Consider the following 17,653-nt stretch of genomic DNA (forward strand, 5'->3'; position numbering starts at 1 on the left):
CCTAACCCGCCTCGGCCACCACCTGCGCCAGAAGTTGCTCGCGCTTCGATTGCGAGCGATAGCCCGTTTGCGTCGCGGCGATGCGGGCAAGGATGCCGTCCTCGAAGGCGGTGACGATGGTATCGTGCACATAGCTCTTGCGGCAGATCGCCGCCGTGTTCTGCAATTCGTCCGCCGCCGAACGCACGGCGTCGAGCACCTGCTTCCTGCGTCCGCGCTCACTCGCTGCCGGCTCGATCCGCGAAAGCGTTTCAGCCACGGTGGCCGAGGCCATCAGAGTGCGGAAATCCTTCAGTGAAATCTTGATACCGGCGATATCGCGCAGGAAGGCGTTCACTGCTGCCGTGTTGACCTTGTGAATGCGGCCGGCATTGTCGCGATACTGGAACAGGCGCTTGCCCGGCACGTCGTGCAGAATACCAATCGCGCGGACGAGCTTCGACGCGTTGGACTCCTTGCGCACTGCCTTGCCGCCCTTGGCCTTGAAGGTGAGCACGATGCAATCGTCTTCGAGCTGCACGTTCGACTTCATCAGCGTGGTGGCGCCGCGCGTGCCTGACAGCTTCATATAGCTCTCATTGCCGGCACGGATCGCGGTCCGCGTGACGAGTTCGATGACAGCGGCGAGCGCGAACTCACGCGTCGGCTCGTCGCCAGCCAGAAGCGCCGAGACGTTGCGGCGGATCTTCGGCAGTGCCGCCACCAGCTTCGCCAGCCGATGCGCCTTGCGTTGCTCGCGAACCTTCTCCCAGTCCGAGTGATAGCGGTATTGCAGCCGGCCGGCCGCGTCGCGGCCTACAGCCTGCAAATGCGACGTAGGATCAACGGCATAGCGGACCTCGGCATAGGCCGGGGGCACCGCCATGGAGTTCAGCCGCTTGATCGTGCCGACATGCTTGATCGGGGTGCCGTTGGCCCTGACGAAGGAATAAGATTTTCCGCGTTTGAGCCGGCGGATGGTCAGCTCAGACTGATCTCCAAGCTTCAGGCCCATTTCACGGGCCAAAACCTCAACACTCGCGGGACTTGGCTTGAGACTTGGCTTGGCCATACCGGCTGACCGCGCGACGGAACGGGCGGAAACGGCCCGGGAAGGCGCGAAATTCTGCTGTTCCATCATAGTGTTATCTGCCTCGTCGGCCCTGTTCTCTGCTAATGCCGTTTATTGATTTTTGGTTCCGGGCCGCTTGGCCGTCCCCGCGAGGGCGATTTAGGGGCTTCCCGCAACTATTGCGAGTCCACAGGCGCGCAATTTCGGTTACTGGTTACCGTTCATCGGCCGAATTGGCCTTATGATGAAGGTTTGGCGGCCGGCAAAACGCGAACGTGATCGGGACTGCGACCTTGCGGACCGACCAAAGGCCTAGTCCGGCCCCGCTTGTCCAGCTATCTCGCCCCGGCGCATATTGCGCGCAACGAGAACCGGCTGGCGGCGACTTCGCGCAGCGGTCGCACGATGGTGGAGGGGACGATGTCCGACAAGATTTACGACGTACCGGCTGAGTGGACGACGCGCGCCTTCGTCGATGACGCGAAATACAACGAGATGTATGCGCGCTCGATCAGCGATTCCCAAGGCTTCTGGGCCGAGCAGGCCAAGCGCCTCAACTGGACCCACGCCCCCACCAAGATCGAGAACTCGTCCTTTGCCCCAGGCAAGATCTCGATCAAGTGGTTTGAGGATGGCGTATTGAACGCCGCCTATAACTGCATCGACCGCCATCTACCGAAGCGCGCCAACCAGACCGCGATCATCTGGGAAGGCGACGACCCCTCGCAGTCGAAGCACATCAGCTATCAGGAGCTGCACGACGAAGTCTGCAAGATGGCCAACGTGTTGCGCAACCGCAATGTCGGCAAAGGCGACCGCGTCACCATCTACCTGCCGATGATTCCGGAAGCCGCTTACGCAATGCTGGCCTGCGCGCGCATCGGCGCGATCCACTCTGTCGTCTTCGCCGGCTTCTCACCGGACTCGCTGGCGCAGCGCATCACCGACTGCCAGTCGAAGATCATCATCACCGCAGATGAAGGCCTGCGCGGCGGCAAGAAGGTGCCGCTGAAGAACAATGTGGATGCCGCGGTCGCCAAGGCCGGCGGTGTCGACTGGGTCGTCGTCGTCAAGCACACGGGCGCACCGGTGAATATGGATCCGGCCCGTGACTTCTGGTACCGCGAAGCCGCCGAAGTCGTCACCACCGAATGCCCCTGCGAGCCGATGAATGCGGAAGATCCGCTGTTCATCCTCTACACGTCGGGCTCCACCGGCCAACCCAAGGGCGTGCTGCACACCACAGGCGGCTATCTGTTGTTCGCCTCGATGACACATCAGTATGTGTTCGACTATCACGAGGGCGATATCTACTGGTGCACCGCCGATGTCGGCTGGGTCACCGGCCACAGCTACATTCTCTATGGGCCGCTGGCCAACGGCGCGACCACGCTGATGTTCGAGGGCGTGCCGAACTATCCGTCGATGTCGCGCTTCTGGGAAGTCATCGACAAGCATCAGGTCAACATCTTCTACACCGCGCCAACTGCAATCCGCGCGCTGATGCAGGCCGGCGACGAGCCGGTGAAGAAGACCTCGCGCAAGAGCCTGCGATTGCTGGGATCGGTCGGCGAGCCGATCAATCCGGAAGCCTGGGAGTGGTACTATCACGTGGTCGGCGAGGCGCGCGCGCCGATCGTCGATACCTGGTGGCAGACCGAAACAGGCGGCATTCTCATCACACCACTGCCCGGCGCAACGAAGCTGAAGCCCGGCTCGGCGACGCGGCCGTTCTTCGGCGTCGTCCCCGAGATCGTCGATGCCGACGGCAAGGTGCTGGAGGGCGAGACCTCCGGTAATCTCTGCATCGCCAAGTCGTGGCCGGGCCAGATGCGCACGGTCTATGGCGATCACGCCCGCTTCGAGCAGACCTATTTCTCGACCTACAAGAACAAATACTTCACCGGCGACGGCTGCCGCCGCGATGCCGACGGCTATTACTGGATCACGGGCCGCGTCGATGACGTCATCAACGTCTCCGGCCATCGCATGGGCACGGCGGAAGTGGAGTCATCGCTGGTCGCGCATGAGAAAGTGTCCGAAGCCGCGGTCGTCGGCTATCCGCACGACATCAAGGGACAGGGCATCTACGCTTATGTCACGCTGATGAACGGCGTCGAGCCGACGGAAGAGCTGCGCAAGGAGCTCGTCGCCTGGGTCCGCAAGGATATCGGCCCTATCGCCTCGCCGGATCTGATCCAGTTCGCGCCGGGCCTGCCGAAGACCCGCTCCGGCAAGATCATGCGCCGCATCCTGCGCAAGATCGCCGAAGACGAGCCGTCATCCCTGGGTGATACATCCACCCTGGCCGATCCCGCCGTGGTCACCGACCTTGTCGAGCATCGGCAGAACAAGAAGCCGGGAGCGTAACAGCCAGCCGCTCCGATCGGAAAACACGGAGTGATGTGATGGATCGTCGGTCATTCGTGTTGGGAAGCGCTGCAGTTGTCGCGGGCGGAGCCTCCGCCCGTGCGCAACATGCCGATCATCCGGCGTTGCCTGCGGCGCCCTCGTCGAAAGAGCCCTACGCCAAATTGCAGGGCGGCGTGCCGCATCACATGACGCCGGAGCAGGAAGCACAGCGCGTCACGGAAAGTCCTGCGCCGAAAGGGCCGCAAGGCAAGTGGGTATCGCGCGCAGCGCTCCCGCTGCCGCGCAGCGAGATGGCATGGGCGACGTCATGGGCCGACCGCATGCATATCGTCGGCGGCTATGGCGAAGGCCGTGTCGACCGCCCCTATCACCATGTCTACGACCCCGCGTCAGACCAATGGCTTGACGCCGCGCCGCTGCCGCGCGGGGCCAATCACGTCTCGGTCGCCGCCGATGCCGGCCGTATCTATGCGCTTGGCGGCTTCGTGCAGCAGAACCGCGGTTCGGATCAGAACGCTTATGCCTACGATGTCGCCGCCAACCGTTGGGATACGATCGCACCGTTGCCGAGACCGCGCGGTGCCGGCGCTGCGGTCGCGCTGAAAGGCAAAATCCATCTGATCGGCGGCGCGTCGGAACCGGCGGCCGAGCGCGCCAGTGTCAGCTGGCATGAGGTCTACGATCCCAGGACCGACAAATGGGAGACCCGCAAGGCACTGCCCGGTGCGCGCGACCATGTCGGCTGCGTCGCCTATCGCGGCGTGATCCATGTGATCGGCGGGCGCTTCAATACGTTCGAGTACAATACCGACCTGCACCATGTGTATCTGCCCGAGCGCGACACCTGGGAGCTGCGCGCCGCACTGCCGACCATCCGTTCAGGCCATGGTCTAGTGGTGTATCGCGACCGGCTGTTCGCCATGGGCGGCGAATCCGGCGTGGTACAGAATGGGCAGCTCACCCAGGGCAAGGTATTCGGACAAATGGAGAGCTACGATCCGGCCTCCGACACCTGGCAGAGCCACGCGCCGATGCTGACCCCGCGCCATGCGGTCGGCGCCACGGTCATTGGCGACTGGATCTATGTTGCCGGCGGCGGCGCCGTTCTTGGCGGCGCGGTACAATCCGCCGTCCACGAGGCCTTTACGCTGGCCTGATCGCTCTGGGCACGTCACCTCTCGCGGCCCTCACGCGATTGTCAGGGCCAGAGGGCCGCCCACTGGCCAATTTAGAGCGAGTGTTGTTTTCCGGGCATTTACTTTGTTCGGCGGATTTCCTCTTTAGGCCCTCGCTGGCGCTGTCCCTCGCGCCGGTAGAGACCGGTTGTTTACGCGACTGGTTGAGAATTTCCCGTGTGCAATTATTTTTATTTTCGCCGCCTTGAAGAGCGGCACGACCTCGTCGGCCACAACGGCCGGGCCGAACTGGAGAGCTCGATGTCCTTGAAGATTGCTCGTGCGTTGGCAGCCACCTTTGTCGTTGGCGCCCTGATGTCCCCTGCCGCACAGGCGGCGCCCAATCTGGTCGGCTTCCACGGTGATTATGCACCCGGCACCATCGTCGTGAAGACCAACGAGCGTAAGCTCTATTTTGTGCTCGAACAGGGTCAGGCCGTCCGTTATCCTGTCGGCGTCGGCAAGCCCGGCAAGCAATGGGCCGGCGCCACCAAGATTGACGGCAAGTATCGCCAGCCGGCCTGGGCTCCGCCCGCCGACGTCAAGCGCGACAATCCGAGCATCCCGGACGTGATCGCTGGCGGCTCGCCGGCCAACCCGATGGGCGTCGCCGCGATGACCCTCGCCGGCGGCGAATATGCCATCCACGGCACCAACCGCCCCAATTCGATCGGCGGCTATGTCTCTTATGGCTGCGTCCGCATGTATAACGAAGACATCACCGACCTCTATTCGCGCGTTTCGGTCGGCACGCCGGTGATCGTCACCCAGCGCTGATCGTTGTCAGCCTCGCTATTCTGAAAAGCCGCGCATCATGCGCGGCTTTTTGCTTGGCTTGTATCAGCGGCCGTTACACCAGCCGCTGCGATGACCGCCGCCATACGCGCGCGCATGACCTGCGCTGAGCAATGCTGCGGACACATTGGGTGTTTGTCTGGTTGCGACATCGGCAACCACGCGGCCGGGATATTTGTCGGGCCCGATATTGTAGATCGTGAGGCTTCCCTCGCGGAGCAACTTGTTCAGTGCGGCCGTCGCGGTTTCTGCCATCTGGATCTCGCGCGCGCATTGCCCCTTCAGCTCCGGCGCATCAATGCCGCGCAAACGAATGCGCACGCTGACGTCCTCACCCGACCCAAGATGCACGCGCGCGCCAAAGGTATCGCCATCGATGGCATAGCGCATCTCGATCGGGTAGCGGGCCTCGGCGTTGCCGGCGCGCCTGACGATCGCCTCGGAATCGCGGGCAGCTTCAGTCTGCTCCGCGCCCGGCAGGAATGGTAGCCAGCGCTTCAATGGCAGCATGGTGCCGGCGGCCATGCCGAGCACGAATACCCACGGCATCGCCGCGGACATGCGGGATCGCCACGGCGACGCACGGTGAATGCGCGATGCTGGGGTCATCGTCCTGCGATAATGTGAGTCGAAACAACCAGCCAGAAGAATCTGGCCAGGTGACCCGAAGTGTTAGAAATCGGACGCAATGCCCTTGCGTTCCCAGTCGCCAAAGCGCGTCGGCTCCGGGCCTTCAGGTCCCTGAAACTCTTTCGCTTTCGCCGCAGTATTTGCTGCGGCTGCAGCCCGGCGCTCTTCCGCCTCGGCCAGAGCGCGCTGTGCGGCTGGCGTCAAAACTTTCTTCAGTGCCGGCTCAGGCTCCGGCAAAGGCGTTGCGGACTCGGAAGGAATGTCGTTCATCTCAAATTTCCTGCTGAACCGGCAAGGGCGGCACGCGTTATACAAACAATGTCGAACAGTTGCCGTTCGACTGTGAACATATAAGGGCGATTCTTACATTTGGCATATTCGCATGCGACAGAATCGCTCCCACCCAGTGGTCGCAGGCTGAGCCTGCCCGTGCCATTGCCCGCCCTCCGTCGTGATGTTTTCGTATGCCGCAAGTAAGATACGCACCGCCAACCGAGGTCCCCGGCCTCGCCGCGCGACGGATTGCAGCGGACATTCTCGACGGCGTGTTGCATAAGCATCGAACCCTCGACGACCAGCTCGAAGGCGCAGCAGCCCATCCCGGCTTGAAAACGCTGTCCGACCGCGACCGCGCGCTGATGCGCCGCCTGGTTGCGACGATCCTGCGCAGGCTCGGTACGCTCGGGCATATTCTCTCCCGTCTGCTCGACCGCGGTGTCCCCACCGATGCCCCGCGTGCGCAAAGTGCGCTCTTGATTGGTGCTGCACAGATCCTCTGGATGGACGTGCCGGATCACGCCGCCGTCGACCTCTCGGTCCGCATGGTGCAGTCCGACCGCCGCGCGGCGAAATATGCCGGGCTGGTCAATGCCGTGTTGCGACGCTGCGCCCGTGAAGGCCAGCCGCTGATCGACGAAGTGGCCGCCCAGACTCTCGACATCCCGCCCTGGCTGATGGCGCGGTGGACGGCGCATTACGGCGAGACAGCCGCGAAGGAAATGGCCGTGGCGCTGAGCCACGAGCCGTGTCTCGACCTCACCGTGAAATCCGAAGCCGATGCCTGGGCCACGCGCCTGCACGGCGAAGTGCTTCCAACCGGTTCCGTCCGAACCTTGCTGCAGGGCTCGGTGACCATGCTGCCCGGCTTCGATGACGGCCAGTGGTGGGTGCAGGACGCCGCGGCGGCACTGCCCGCACGACTATTCGGCGACCTCAAGGGCAAACGCATCGTCGATCTCTGCGCCGCGCCCGGCGGCAAGACTGCGCAATTGGTCCAGGGCGGCGCGCAGGTCACTGCGATCGACCGCTCGTCGAACCGGGTGGCGCGGCTGCGCGAAAATCTCGCGCGGCTATCGCTGGAGGCCGAAACCGTCGTCGTCGATGGCACCGAATATCCCGGCGAGGGTTTTGACGGCGTGTTGCTGGACGCGCCCTGCTCTTCCACCGGCACCATCCGGCGGCACCCCGACGTCGCCTGGCTGAAGCAGGACTCCGACATCGTCATGCTGACCGCACTGCAGCGGCGCTTGCTGCAGAAGGCCGCTTCTATCCTGAAGCCCGGCGGAACCCTGGTCTATTGCACCTGTTCGCTGGAGCCCGAAGAAGGCGAACAGGCCATCGCCGACCTGCTGGCCAAGGACTCCAGCATGCGCCGCGCCCCGGCCGACGCCAGTGAAGTGGCCGGCCTTGCCGAGATCGTCACCCCCGATGGCGACCTGCGCACTTTGCCGAGCCATCTGCCCCATGCCGACCCCCGGCTCGGCGGGCTCGACGGCTTCTATGCGGCGCGACTCATTAAATCCTGATATTCACAGGGTAATCTCCCGATTCGCGAGGCTTCCACAGGAGGCTTCCTTGTACTGTGTGCGGATCGCGTTTCCGGCTAAAAGGATTCGCAACAACCTTTCTCTTCCAGTTCAAGGCGCGCGTGGTCGCACATCGCAGACGTATCTCGGGGCTGATCCTCGGCCGCTTCGCGCGGAGCGCGATGTCGCGCGCGTCTGGCGGATCGGCAGCGCTGGCCCGGCTCTGGCCCGGCCGCACCGATCGCCTGATCATTGCTCCGCATGATCTGCGCACCACCGACGCCACCCGCGCCGCCGAGATCTATGCCGGGCGCTTCGTCTTCGCCGGGAAGATCGTCACCTGTCACGGCCGCTCGATCTTCGATCTGGAGCCGCCATCGGAAGACTGGGAAGTTTCGCTGCTCGGCTTCGGCTGGCTGAGGCATCTGCGCGCTGCCGACACCGCCATTACCCGCGCCAATGCCCGCTCGCTGATCGACGACTGGATGTCGAATCCATCGCGCAAGCGCCCTGTCGGCCGCCGCGCCGACGTCATCGCGCGCCGCGTGATCTCCCTGCTGTCGCAGGCGCCGCTGGTGCTCGGCGATACCGACGGAAAATTCTATCGCCGCTATCTGCGCTCACTCAGCCGCGAGATTCGCTCGCTGCGCTACGCGCTGTCCCATGCACCAGATGGCGTGCCAAAGCTGCAGGTGCTCATTGCCCTGTGCTACGCATCGCTCTGCCTCGCCAACCAGGCGCGCCACATCCGCACTGCGACCCGCAAACTTTCCGACGAATTGCAACGCCAGATCCTCCCCGATGGCGGACATATCTCGCGCAATCCCGGCGCGCTGATCGAATTGCTGATTGATCTGCTGCCACTGCGACAGACTTTCGCCGCCCGCAATATCGCGCCGCCCCCGGCATTGCTGAATGCCATCGATCGCATGATGCCCATGCTGCGGTTCTTCCGCCACGGCGACGGCTCTTTCGCGCTGTTCAACGGCATGAGCAATGCGCCATCGCATCTGCTGGCGACGCTGCTGGCCTATGACGACACCCACGGCGTGCCGATGGCGCATATGCCGCATACCGGCTTCCAGCGCCTCGAAGCCGGCCAGATGACCGTGATCATCGATACCGGCCCGCCGCCACCGCCGAATGTCAGTCATGACGCGCATGCGGGCACGCTGTCTTTCGAGCTTTCCTCAGGTCCAAGCCGCATCGTCATCAATTGCGGCATGCCGTCGACCGGGCGCGACAACTGGCGCGCTTTTGCGCGCGGAACGCCAGCGCATTCGACGATGACCTATCACAACACCTCATCGTCCCAGTTCGTCGAACGCAGCGCGATGAAGAAATTTCTGCAAGGCGCGCCGATCGTCAACGGCCCGCATGTGGTGGAGAGCTATCGCGAGATCACCTCCAACGGCACCATCCTGACCACCGCGCATGACGGCTACCATTCGCGCTTCGGGGTGACCCATCGGCGCGTGCTGATGATCTCCGAGGACGGCTCAAAACTCGAGGGTGAGGACATCGTGGCGGCCGCACCCGGTGCGCGACTCAAGGGCAGCAATACCGACTACGCCTTGCGCTTCCACCTGCACCCTTCAGTGAAGGCCAGCCGGCTCAGCGACGCCCGTGGCGTCATGCTGGTATTGCCGAACCGCGACGTCTGGACCTTCGAGGCGCTGGACGACAAGGTCGAGCTGGAGGACAGCGTATTCCTGGCCGGTAACGACGGACCGCGCCGGACTGCCCAGATCGTGATCCACCAGAACGCCCAGCAGACCTCCAGCATCCGCTGGAGTTTTGCCCGCTCGGCCTCCTCGCCGTCGCAGACCACGGCCCGCCGCAATGCCCGCCGCGAGCCGGAATTGCCGTTGTAAATCAGGCCTTCACGACGAAATTGCTGGCATGCAAGCCCTTGCGGTTTCTTGCATCGCGAAACCATGCTACGCGGCGTCCTTCTCCCAAGGGATACGCATCATGACCGACCATCCGCGCAAGGTTACCCGCGCTCTATTGTCCGTTTCCGATAAGTCCGGGCTGATCGAATTTGCGCGGGCGCTGTCCGCCCACGGCATCGACCTCGTCTCCACCGGCGGTACCGCCAAAGCGATCGCTGCGGCGGGCCTGAAGGTCTCCGACGTGTCCGATCTCACCGGCTTCCCGGAAATGATGGATGGCCGGGTCAAGACGCTGCATCCGAAGGTTCATGGCGGGCTGCTTGCGATCCGCGACAATGCCGAACACGCCAAGGCGATGAAGGATCACGGAATCTCGCAGATCGATCTGCTCGTCGTGAACCTCTACCCGTTCGAGGAGACCGTCGCGAAGAACGCCTCCTATGAGGACTGCATCGAGAATATCGATATCGGCGGTCCGGCAATGATCCGCGCGGCCTCCAAGAACCACGATGACGTCACTGTCGTCGTCGAACCCTCCGACTATCAGTCGGTGCTCGACGAACTCGCGACCAACAAGGGCGCAACCACGCTGACGCTGCGCCGCCGCCTCGCCGCCAAGGCCTATGCGCGCACCGCCGCCTATGACGCTGCGATCTCGAACTGGTTCGCGGATCAGTTGAAGATCACCGCGCCGGATTTCCGTGCTGTCGGCGGCAAGCTCGTCGAAGCGCTGCGTTATGGCGAGAACCCGCACCAGACTGCAGCGTTCTATCGCACGCCCGAACTGCGTCCCGGCGTGTCTTCGGCGCGGCAGGTACAGGGCAAGCAACTATCCTACAACAATATCAACGATACTGATGCGGCCTATGAATGCATCGCCGAGTTCGACCCGAAGCGCACCGCGGCCTGCGTTATCGTCAAGCACGCCAACCCCTGCGGCGTCGCCGAAGGCAGCAGTCTGGTAGAGGCCTATCGCAAGGCACTGGCTTGCGATTCCACCTCCGCATTCGGCGGCATCGTTGCGCTGAACAGGACGCTCGATGCGGACACCGCGCGCGTGATCACCGAGATCTTCACCGAGGTCATCGTGGCGCCTGATGCCACCGAGGAAGCCATCGCCATCGTCGCCGCCAAGAAGACCTTGCGCCTGCTGCTGGCCGGCGCGCTGCCGGATCCGCGCGCGCCGGGCTTTACTGCCAAGACCGTGGCTGGCGGCATGCTGATCCAGAGCCGCGATAATGCTGTTGTCGACGACATGGTGCTGAAGGCCGTGACCAAGCGTCAGCCGACCGATGCCGAATTGCGCGATCTCAAATTCGCGTTTCGCGTCGCGAAGCACATCAAGTCGAACACCATCGTCTATGCCAAGGACCTTGCCACCGTCGGCATCGGCGCCGGCCAGATGAGCCGCATCGATTCCGCACGGATCGCAGCCCGCAAGGCGCAAGATGCGGCCGCTGAGATGAAGCTCGCACAGCCGATGACCCAGGGATCGGTGGTCGCGTCAGACGCATTCTTCCCGTTCGCGGACGGCTTGCTCGTTGCCATCGAGGCCGGAGCCACTGCGGTGATCCAGCCCGGCGGTTCGGTGCGCGACGATGAGGTGATCAAGGCGGCGGATGATGCCGGCATCGCCATGGTGTTCACCGGCGTCCGCCACTTCAAGCACTAAGCCTTCCCGGACTCAGGCCTCTCGCACGCGTGCGAGCAGGCCAAGTCCTCCGACGAAGAACAGCACCAGCACTGCCATGCCAGCCTTCTGGCTGGCGGTGACTGCGGTGACGAGGCCGATCAGCAACGGCCCGATGAAGGACGTTACCTTCCCTGTCAGCGCGAACAGACCGAAGAACTGCGCGATGCGATCCTGCGGCGCCAGCCGGATCAACAGCGTGCGCGATGCCGCCTGCAGCGGACCGCCCGCCATGCCGATCAGGCAACCCAGCGCGAGATAGGCCTTTTCCGCAGGCGCCGCGAACAGACCGCCGCCTGGCACCGGCGGCGTGACCTTGATGAAGAAGATGGTCTCGCGATCTATCAGCAAAATCGCGATGATCGAGGTCAGCAGCAGCAGGATGCTGCCGGTGATCACGCGCTTTGGTCCGAACGCGTCGTCGAGTTTTCCGCCGATGAAGGCGCCGAACGTTCCGGCAATGGCCAGGATGATGCCGAACGTGCCGATCTGAATCGTATTCCAGCCGAATGTGCCGGCCGCATAGATGCCGCCAAAGGCGAACAGCGATACCAGCCCGTCGGTATAGATCATGTTGGCAATCAGGAACGCCATCATCGAACGATGTTTCGGCAGTTCCGCGAGCGTGTGCTTCAGATCGGAGAGACCCTCCCGCACGGCGCTCTGCGCAGAGACCTTCGCGGGAAAGTCGGGTGTCAGCAGAAACATCGGCAGCACGAAGACAACGAACCACAATCCCGACAGCGGTGCCGAAATACGATCGCCCTCGAAGGTCGCGGGATCGAGACCGAGGATCGGGACCAGGCCGAACAGCGTGCGCCCCGTGGTGGGGTTCGCGGCCATGAAGCCGAGCACGATGATGAGGCTGAGAATACCGCCGACATAACCCAGCGCCCAGCCGGAGCCGGACAGGCGACCGATTTTGTCCGGCGGCACCAGCGTCGGCATCATCGCATTGTTGAAGACGGTCGCGAATTCCACCCCGATGGTCGCGAAGCCATAGGCGATCAGCAACGGCAGGATGATGGCGGGATCGCCGGGTTTGCCGATCCACATGATGCAGGCGCCGACTACGAAGATCGCGCCGAAGCTTGCGATCCACGGCTTGCGGCGGCCGCTCGCATCCGCAATCGCGCCGAGCATCGGCGATGCCAGCGCGATGATCAGCCCGGCGGCGGCAGTCGCGAAGCCCCACAGGGATTGCCCGGTTGCGGCGTCGGACGCCACGCGCGTGGCGAAATAAGGCGCGAAGACAAAGGTTGTGATGAGACTGAAGTAAGGCTGCGCCGCCCAGTCGAAAAACATCCAGCTGATCACCGCAGAGCGCGGCGGATAGGTCTTGGGCGCGGCTATCACAGAGGCTGATGAAGCGGCGGCGACCGCCATGAGTGGGTACCCCCGCGAATCACAGAGTGTTGTCTCGTACGTTTCACAAGCCATATAGCATTCGAGACGGCGATGCGATCATGTCCGCTGTCAGCCGGAGTGATCGATGATACCGTTTGCTTTCCTGCGTTGTGCGTGCATCGCAGCACTCGCGTTGATACTCGTCGTCCCGGCATCGACAAACGCGCAGCAGGCGCGTGACATCTATACCCCCGCACCGCCAGGCACGCTCAGGCCCATCGTCGCCAAGCATGGCATGGTGGTCGCCCAGGAAAAGATCTCCGCCAAGGTCGGCGCGGATGTCATGGCGCGCGGAGGCAATGCGATCGATGCCGCAGTAGCCACCGGTTTTGCCATGGCCGTGACCTATCCCCGCGCCGGCAATATTGGTGGCGGCGGCTTCATGGTCATCCATACCGCCTCCGGCGAGGACATCACCATCGACTACCGCGAGACCGCACCGGCGGCGGCCACCCGTGACATGTTTCTCGGCAGCGATCGCAATCCGGATATTGCGAAATCGCGCGACTCCGCGTTGGGTATAGGCATTCCTGGCACCGTTGCGGGACTTTCGCTGGCGCTGCAGAAATATGGCTCCGGCAAGTTCACCCTGTCGGATCTGTTGCAGCCTGCGATTGCATTGGCACGGGACGGCTTCGTCGTGGCGGACGATATTGCCGACACGCTGCCCGACCTGCGGCGACGCACCGCGCGCTGGCCATCATCGGTCAAGATCTTCTCACGCGCCGATGGCACAGCGCTGCAACCAGGCGATACGCTGATCCAGAGCGATCTTGCTGCGACGCTGACGGCAATCGCAGCACAGGGGCCACGCGGATTCTACGAGGGCCCGGTGGCGCAGAGGCTGGTCGATGGCATCAACAAGGCTGGCGGCCTTTTCGCGATCGAAGACCTCAAGGACTATCAACCGGTGATCCGCCAGCCGGTGCGCGGCAGCTATCGGGGCTACGATATCGTCTCGATGCCGCTGCCGTCCTCCGGCGGCACGGTGCTGTTGGAAACACTCAACATCCTCGAAGGCTTTCCAGAGACAGCCTTGCGGCAAGGCTCGGCGCCGTCGCTGCATCTGCTGATCGAGGCGATGAAACGCGCTTATGCCGATCGCGCGCGCTATCTTGGCGACCCGGCATTCGTCAACGCACCGATTGCGATACTGACATCGAAAGACTACGGCGCCAAACAGCGCGCCTCGATCGATCTCGACAAGGCGACGCCATGGACCGATGCGCTCTCTGCGGTGCCGCCGCGTGAGGGGCAGAATACAACCCACTATTCCGTGGTCGATGCTGCCGGTAATGTTGTGAGCAATACCTATACGCTGAACTTTCCCTACGGCGTCGGCCTCGTCGCCGATGGAACGGGCGTGTTGATGAATAACGAGCTCGACGATTTCACCGCAGCACCCGGCGCCTCGAATGCCTTCGGCCTGGTCGGCTTCGAAGCCAACTTGCCGGGACCAGGCAAGCGGCCGCTGTCATCGATGTCGCCGACCATCGTGCTGAAGGACGGCAAGCCTGTTCTCGTCACCGGCTCGCCCGGCGGCAGCCGCATCATCTCGACGGTGCTGCAGGTGATCGTCAATGTGCTCGACTACAAAATGGATGTGATGTCGGCCGTCGCCGCGCCGCGCCTTCACCACCAGTGGCTGCCCGATGAAGTCCGCGTCGAGCGCGGCTTCAGCGAAGAGACTCTCAACGCATTGCGCGCGATGGGCCACAAGGTGGTCGAACCGATGGGCCAGACTTCGGCCAATTCTATTCTCGTGACGTCAGACGGCTTGCTTGGTGCTCCCGATCCGCGTACGCGTGGCGCTGAGGCGTCTGGATACTAACGCCCGAAGAAATATCCGGTACTCCCAGGGGGCGGATGAGCGCCCCCAACCAAGATCATAAACGGGGGAAGCGATCATGAGCGGCGACAGACCAACCAATCCCGGCGCCATCGAGCGCGCGGAGATCGAAGACACCAGCCTTCTGGCCTTCTATCGCGACATGAATGCGCCGGAGCGCCGCACGTTCTGGGCCTGCGCCACCGGCTGGGCGCTCGACGGCATGGACTTCATGATCTATCCGCTGGTGATCGGCACCATCATCGTGATGTGGAAGGTCGATCCCGGCACGGCCGGCCTCGCCGGCACCGTGACACTTCTTGCCTCCGCGATCGGCGGCTGGCTTGGAGGCTATGTTGCCGACCGTATCGGCCGTGTCCGCACGCTGCAGCTCACAATCCTCTGGTTCTCGTTCTTCTCGCTGATCTGCGCCTTCGTGCAGAATTTCGATCAGCTACTCGTGGCGCGTGCGCTGCTCGGCATCGGTTTCGGCGGTGAATGGGCTGCAGGCGCGGTGCTGATGGGCGAAGCGATCCGTCCGCAGTATCGCGGCCGCGCCGTGGGCTCGGTGCAATCCGGCTGGGCGATCGGCTGGGGTCTCGCCGTGCTATCGCAAGCGATCCTGTTCTCCTATCTCCCGCCGGACGTCGCATGGCGCTGGATGTTTGCCATCGGCGCGCTGCCGGCTTTGCTGGTGCTGTATCTGCGCCGCTACGTCGAGGAACCGGTCATCGCCGCGGAGACCCGCGCCAGGCAGAACGCCAGCGGCGATCGGCCCAAGCTCAGCGAAATCTTCACTGGGCCGATGCTGAAGACCACGATCCTCGCATCGCTCGCGGCGACCGGCTGTCAGGGAGGCTACTACGCCATCACCTTCTGGGTGCCGCGCTTCCTCACCACCGAGCGCAAGCTGTCGATCGTCTCATCGACCGGCTATCTCTCGGCGCTGATCGTCGGCTCCTTCATCGGCTATCTCGTTGGTGCGTGGCTCGCCGACCGCATCGGCCGCCGGAATCTGTTTCTGACCTTCTCGCTCGGCGCCATCGCCGTCATCCTGATCTATACGCAGGTCACGTTGACCAACGAAGTGCTGTGGATCCTCGGCTTCCCGCTCGGCTTCTTTGCGTCGGGTTACTTCTCCGGCATGGGCGCGTTCCTCACGGAGCTCTATCCGACGCGCCTGCGCGGATCGGGCCAGGGCTTCTGCTACAATTTCGGCCGTGGCATCGGCGCTCTGTTCCCGTTCCTGGTCGGCGCACTGTCGAACACCACCAGCCTCGGCAATGCCATCGCGATCTTCGCCGTGCTGGCTTACGGCCTGTTCTTCCTTGCAGCCTTCGCGCTGCCCGAAACCCGCGGACGTATTCTCTATGCAGACGCCTGATTCATCATCGAGCGAGCCCCGGGCTTGCCCGGGGCCGCAGCCGACCCAACGCAGCGCGACGCGGTTCACCGTGCCGCGTGGCGCTGTCGATACCCATGCCCATGTGATCGGTCTGCCGCCGGACTATCCGTTCGTCGCCGGACGCAGCTACACACCGCCGGAAGCCACGGCGGCGTCCTATCTGTCGATGCTCGAGGCCACCGGCATGACATATGGCGTGCTGACGCAAGTCAGCGTGCACGGCACCGACAACCGCCTGCTGGTGGATGCGCTCACCGCCAATCGCCAGCGGCTGCGCGGCATCGCAGTGATCGGACTGGACTGTCCCGAGAAGGAAAAGGCTGCTTTGAAGGAGGCCGGCGTCGTTGGCCTTCGCCTCAACGTGCTCTATGGCGGCGGGATGGGTTTCGCGCAGCTTGAGGACTACGCTTCGCTCTGCCGCGAGATGGGCTGGCATCTGCAGTTTCTGATCGATGCCAAGGACATTCCGGCTCTCGTCTCGCGCTTTGCAAAACTCCCGGTGCCGTTCCTTGTCGATCACATGGGGCATTTCCCGACATCGCGCGGCGTCAACGATCCGGGCTTCGATGCTCTGGTCGGACTCGTGCGCGATGGCGCATGGGTGCGCCTGTCAGGCGCCTATCGCACCAGCGTTCAGGGCGGGCCGCCCTATAGCGATACAATTCCGTTCGCGCAGAAGCTTGTCGCCGCCAATCCCGACCGTTGCGTCTGGGGCTCCGACTGGCCGCATGTGGCGAACTGGGACGTGATGATGGGCGTGAGCGAGTTGCTTGACCTGCTCGCAGAGTGGGTGCCGGACGAGGCGGTGCGTAACCGCATCCTCACGGACAACCCACAGAAGGTGTTCGGCTTCCCGGCGGTCTAGCGTCCCACCGAATACGGTCCGCCCTTCTCCAGCGCACGCTGGTAGGCGGGCCGCGCGTGGATCTTCGCCAGCCAGGCCATCGCCTTCGGATGGCCATGCTCCAGCCCGGCGCGCGCCGAGGCGGCTTCGAGCGGGAAGCTCATCTGGATGTCGGCCGCGGTGAACTCGTCGCCGGCAAACCATTCGCTCTTTGATAGCTCGCCTTCCCAGAACGCCATGTGCTGCTTCAACTGCGGATCGACCAGTGTGTTCAGCGCCTTCGCCGAGATCGCATTGACCAGGGGGCGCATCAGCAACGGCGCGCGCTTCGGCAGCATCAGGAAGATCAACTTCAACAGCAACGGCGGCATCGCCGATCCTTCGGCATAATGCAGCCAGTAGGTGAAGCGCAGACGCTCCGGCGTGTTGGGCGGCGGGATCAACCGCCCTTCGCCGTAAGTGTTGACGAGATAATCGACGATCGCACCGGACTCGGCGACCGTGTTGCCGTTGTCGGTGATGACCGGCGATTTGCCGAGCGGATGGATCGCCCGCAGCGCCGGCGGAGCTAGCATGTTGGGCTGCCGGTTGTATCTGATGATCTCACAGGGAACGCCGAGCTCTTCGAGCAGCCACAGCACGCGCTGCGAGCGTGAATTGTTGAGGTGATGGACAGTCAGCATGGCGATCCTTCTGGGCGGCGACCCGGCGAACAGCGGAATATCACCCGGATGATATTGACATGAAAATCACCC

The 17,653-nt window shown here is 63.4% G+C and carries 14 protein-coding genes; 9 read left to right on the forward strand and 5 right to left on the reverse strand.

All coding sequences use genetic code 11. The annotated features are described in order from the left end of the window. Position 1 precedes the first annotated feature (1 nt). Positions 2 to 1,051, reverse strand: a complete 1,050-nt coding sequence (locus tag AC1RLZ_RS15800; protein WP_493189377.1) for a DNA topoisomerase IB — start codon at positions 1,049 to 1,051, stop codon at positions 2 to 4. A 420-nt stretch (positions 1,052 to 1,471) separates the two neighbouring features. Between AC1RLZ_RS15800 and acs the strand changes: the two genes are divergently transcribed. The 3 genes from acs to AC1RLZ_RS15815 all read left to right on the forward strand — a co-directional run bounded on the left by acs (position 1,472) and on the right by AC1RLZ_RS15815 (position 5,376). Further along, on the forward strand, positions 1,472 to 3,421 hold the full coding sequence (gene acs / locus AC1RLZ_RS15805) for an acetate--CoA ligase (RefSeq protein WP_493189378.1): 1,950 nt from the start codon (positions 1,472 to 1,474) through the stop codon (positions 3,419 to 3,421). A 38-nt stretch (positions 3,422 to 3,459) separates the two neighbouring features. Then, a complete protein-coding gene (locus tag AC1RLZ_RS15810; RefSeq protein ID WP_493189379.1) occupies positions 3,460 to 4,581 on the forward strand; it encodes a Kelch repeat-containing protein in 1,122 nt (373 codons plus the stop codon). 279 nt (positions 4,582 to 4,860) lie between these two features. Further along, the gene (locus AC1RLZ_RS15815) at positions 4,861 to 5,376 is read left to right on the forward strand and encodes a L,D-transpeptidase (protein ID WP_493189380.1); all 516 of its coding nucleotides are present in this window, start codon (positions 4,861 to 4,863) and stop codon (positions 5,374 to 5,376) included. A 63-nt stretch (positions 5,377 to 5,439) separates the two neighbouring features. On the opposite strand, the gene AC1RLZ_RS15820 is transcribed toward AC1RLZ_RS15815, so the two are convergent. Both AC1RLZ_RS15820 and AC1RLZ_RS15825 read right to left on the reverse strand, forming a co-directional pair. Continuing rightward, positions 5,440 to 5,955 (reverse strand): thermonuclease family protein, encoded by a 516-nt coding sequence (locus tag AC1RLZ_RS15820; RefSeq protein ID WP_493189381.1) that lies wholly within the window; start codon positions 5,953 to 5,955, stop codon positions 5,440 to 5,442. A gap of 111 nt (positions 5,956 to 6,066) precedes the next feature. Next, positions 6,067 to 6,294, reverse strand: coding sequence for a DUF1674 domain-containing protein (locus AC1RLZ_RS15825; protein WP_493189382.1), 228 nt, complete (start codon positions 6,292 to 6,294; stop codon positions 6,067 to 6,069). 194 nt (positions 6,295 to 6,488) lie between these two features. Between AC1RLZ_RS15825 and AC1RLZ_RS15830 the strand changes: the two genes are divergently transcribed. The 3 genes from AC1RLZ_RS15830 to purH all read left to right on the forward strand — a co-directional run bounded on the left by AC1RLZ_RS15830 (position 6,489) and on the right by purH (position 11,396). Then, the gene (locus AC1RLZ_RS15830; protein ID WP_493189383.1) at positions 6,489 to 7,829 is read left to right on the forward strand and encodes an RsmB/NOP family class I SAM-dependent RNA methyltransferase; all 1,341 of its coding nucleotides are present in this window, start codon (positions 6,489 to 6,491) and stop codon (positions 7,827 to 7,829) included. Positions 7,830 to 8,011: 182 nt separating this feature from the next. Further along, the gene (locus AC1RLZ_RS15835; RefSeq protein ID WP_493189384.1) at positions 8,012 to 9,703 is read left to right on the forward strand and encodes a heparinase II/III family protein; all 1,692 of its coding nucleotides are present in this window, start codon (positions 8,012 to 8,014) and stop codon (positions 9,701 to 9,703) included. Positions 9,704 to 9,803: 100 nt separating this feature from the next. After that, the gene (gene purH, locus AC1RLZ_RS15840) at positions 9,804 to 11,396 is read left to right on the forward strand and encodes a bifunctional phosphoribosylaminoimidazolecarboxamide formyltransferase/IMP cyclohydrolase (RefSeq protein ID WP_493189385.1); all 1,593 of its coding nucleotides are present in this window, start codon (positions 9,804 to 9,806) and stop codon (positions 11,394 to 11,396) included. A 12-nt stretch (positions 11,397 to 11,408) separates the two neighbouring features. Here purH and AC1RLZ_RS15845 read toward each other — a convergent pair whose 3' ends face one another. Continuing rightward, entirely contained in the window at positions 11,409 to 12,800 is a 1,392-nt protein-coding gene (locus AC1RLZ_RS15845) for an MFS transporter (protein WP_493189386.1), read from the reverse strand. A 106-nt stretch (positions 12,801 to 12,906) separates the two neighbouring features. On the opposite strand from AC1RLZ_RS15845, the gene ggt reads away from it, so the two are divergent. The 3 genes from ggt (at position 12,907) to AC1RLZ_RS15860 (ending at position 16,919) form a co-directional block, all read left to right on the forward strand. Then, positions 12,907 to 14,652, forward strand: a complete 1,746-nt coding sequence (gene ggt, locus AC1RLZ_RS15850) for a gamma-glutamyltransferase (protein ID WP_493189387.1) — start codon at positions 12,907 to 12,909, stop codon at positions 14,650 to 14,652. Between the two features lie 76 nt (positions 14,653 to 14,728). After that, positions 14,729 to 16,033, forward strand: coding sequence for an MFS transporter (locus tag AC1RLZ_RS15855; protein WP_493189388.1), 1,305 nt, complete (start codon positions 14,729 to 14,731; stop codon positions 16,031 to 16,033). After that, positions 16,020 to 16,919 carry an amidohydrolase family protein gene (locus AC1RLZ_RS15860; RefSeq protein WP_493189389.1) on the forward strand — a complete coding sequence of 300 codons (900 nt, stop codon included), beginning with the start codon at positions 16,020 to 16,022 and terminating at the stop codon, positions 16,917 to 16,919. Before AC1RLZ_RS15855 ends, AC1RLZ_RS15860 begins: the two co-directional genes overlap by 14 nt. On the opposite strand, the gene AC1RLZ_RS15865 is transcribed toward AC1RLZ_RS15860, so the two are convergent. Then, on the reverse strand, positions 16,916 to 17,581 hold the full coding sequence (locus AC1RLZ_RS15865; protein ID WP_493189390.1) for a glutathione S-transferase family protein: 666 nt from the start codon (positions 17,579 to 17,581) through the stop codon (positions 16,916 to 16,918). The genes AC1RLZ_RS15860 and AC1RLZ_RS15865 overlap by 4 nt on opposite strands. Positions 17,582 to 17,653 lie beyond the last annotated feature (72 nt).

It is taken from the genome of Tardiphaga sp. GW822-FHT04G09 (assembly GCF_058800725.1).

What these genes read in the sequence shown, in the direction of transcription:
- AC1RLZ_RS15810 (WP_493189379.1), top strand. Translation starts at nt 3,460, where the DNA reads ATGGATCGTCGGTCATTCGTGTTGGGAAGCGCTGCAGTTGTCGCGGGC.
- AC1RLZ_RS15865 (WP_493189390.1), bottom strand. Translation starts at nt 17,581, where the DNA reads ATGCTGACTGTCCATCACCTCAACAATTCACGCTCGCAGCGCGTGCTG.
- purH (WP_493189385.1), top strand. Translation starts at nt 9,804, where the DNA reads ATGACCGACCATCCGCGCAAGGTTACCCGCGCTCTATTGTCCGTTTCC.
- AC1RLZ_RS15815 (WP_493189380.1), top strand. Translation starts at nt 4,861, where the DNA reads ATGTCCTTGAAGATTGCTCGTGCGTTGGCAGCCACCTTTGTCGTTGGC.
- AC1RLZ_RS15835 (WP_493189384.1), top strand. Translation starts at nt 8,012, where the DNA reads ATGTCGCGCGCGTCTGGCGGATCGGCAGCGCTGGCCCGGCTCTGGCCC.
- acs (WP_493189378.1), top strand. Translation starts at nt 1,472, where the DNA reads ATGTCCGACAAGATTTACGACGTACCGGCTGAGTGGACGACGCGCGCC.
- AC1RLZ_RS15860 (WP_493189389.1), top strand. Translation starts at nt 16,020, where the DNA reads ATGCAGACGCCTGATTCATCATCGAGCGAGCCCCGGGCTTGCCCGGGG.
- AC1RLZ_RS15830 (WP_493189383.1), top strand. Translation starts at nt 6,489, where the DNA reads ATGCCGCAAGTAAGATACGCACCGCCAACCGAGGTCCCCGGCCTCGCC.
- ggt (WP_493189387.1), top strand. Translation starts at nt 12,907, where the DNA reads ATGATACCGTTTGCTTTCCTGCGTTGTGCGTGCATCGCAGCACTCGCG.
- AC1RLZ_RS15820 (WP_493189381.1), bottom strand. Translation starts at nt 5,955, where the DNA reads ATGTCCGCGGCGATGCCGTGGGTATTCGTGCTCGGCATGGCCGCCGGC.
- AC1RLZ_RS15855 (WP_493189388.1), top strand. Translation starts at nt 14,729, where the DNA reads ATGAGCGGCGACAGACCAACCAATCCCGGCGCCATCGAGCGCGCGGAG.
- AC1RLZ_RS15800 (WP_493189377.1), bottom strand. Translation starts at nt 1,051, where the DNA reads ATGGCCAAGCCAAGTCTCAAGCCAAGTCCCGCGAGTGTTGAGGTTTTG.
- AC1RLZ_RS15845 (WP_493189386.1), bottom strand. Translation starts at nt 12,800, where the DNA reads ATGGCGGTCGCCGCCGCTTCATCAGCCTCTGTGATAGCCGCGCCCAAG.
- AC1RLZ_RS15825 (WP_493189382.1), bottom strand. Translation starts at nt 6,294, where the DNA reads ATGAACGACATTCCTTCCGAGTCCGCAACGCCTTTGCCGGAGCCTGAG.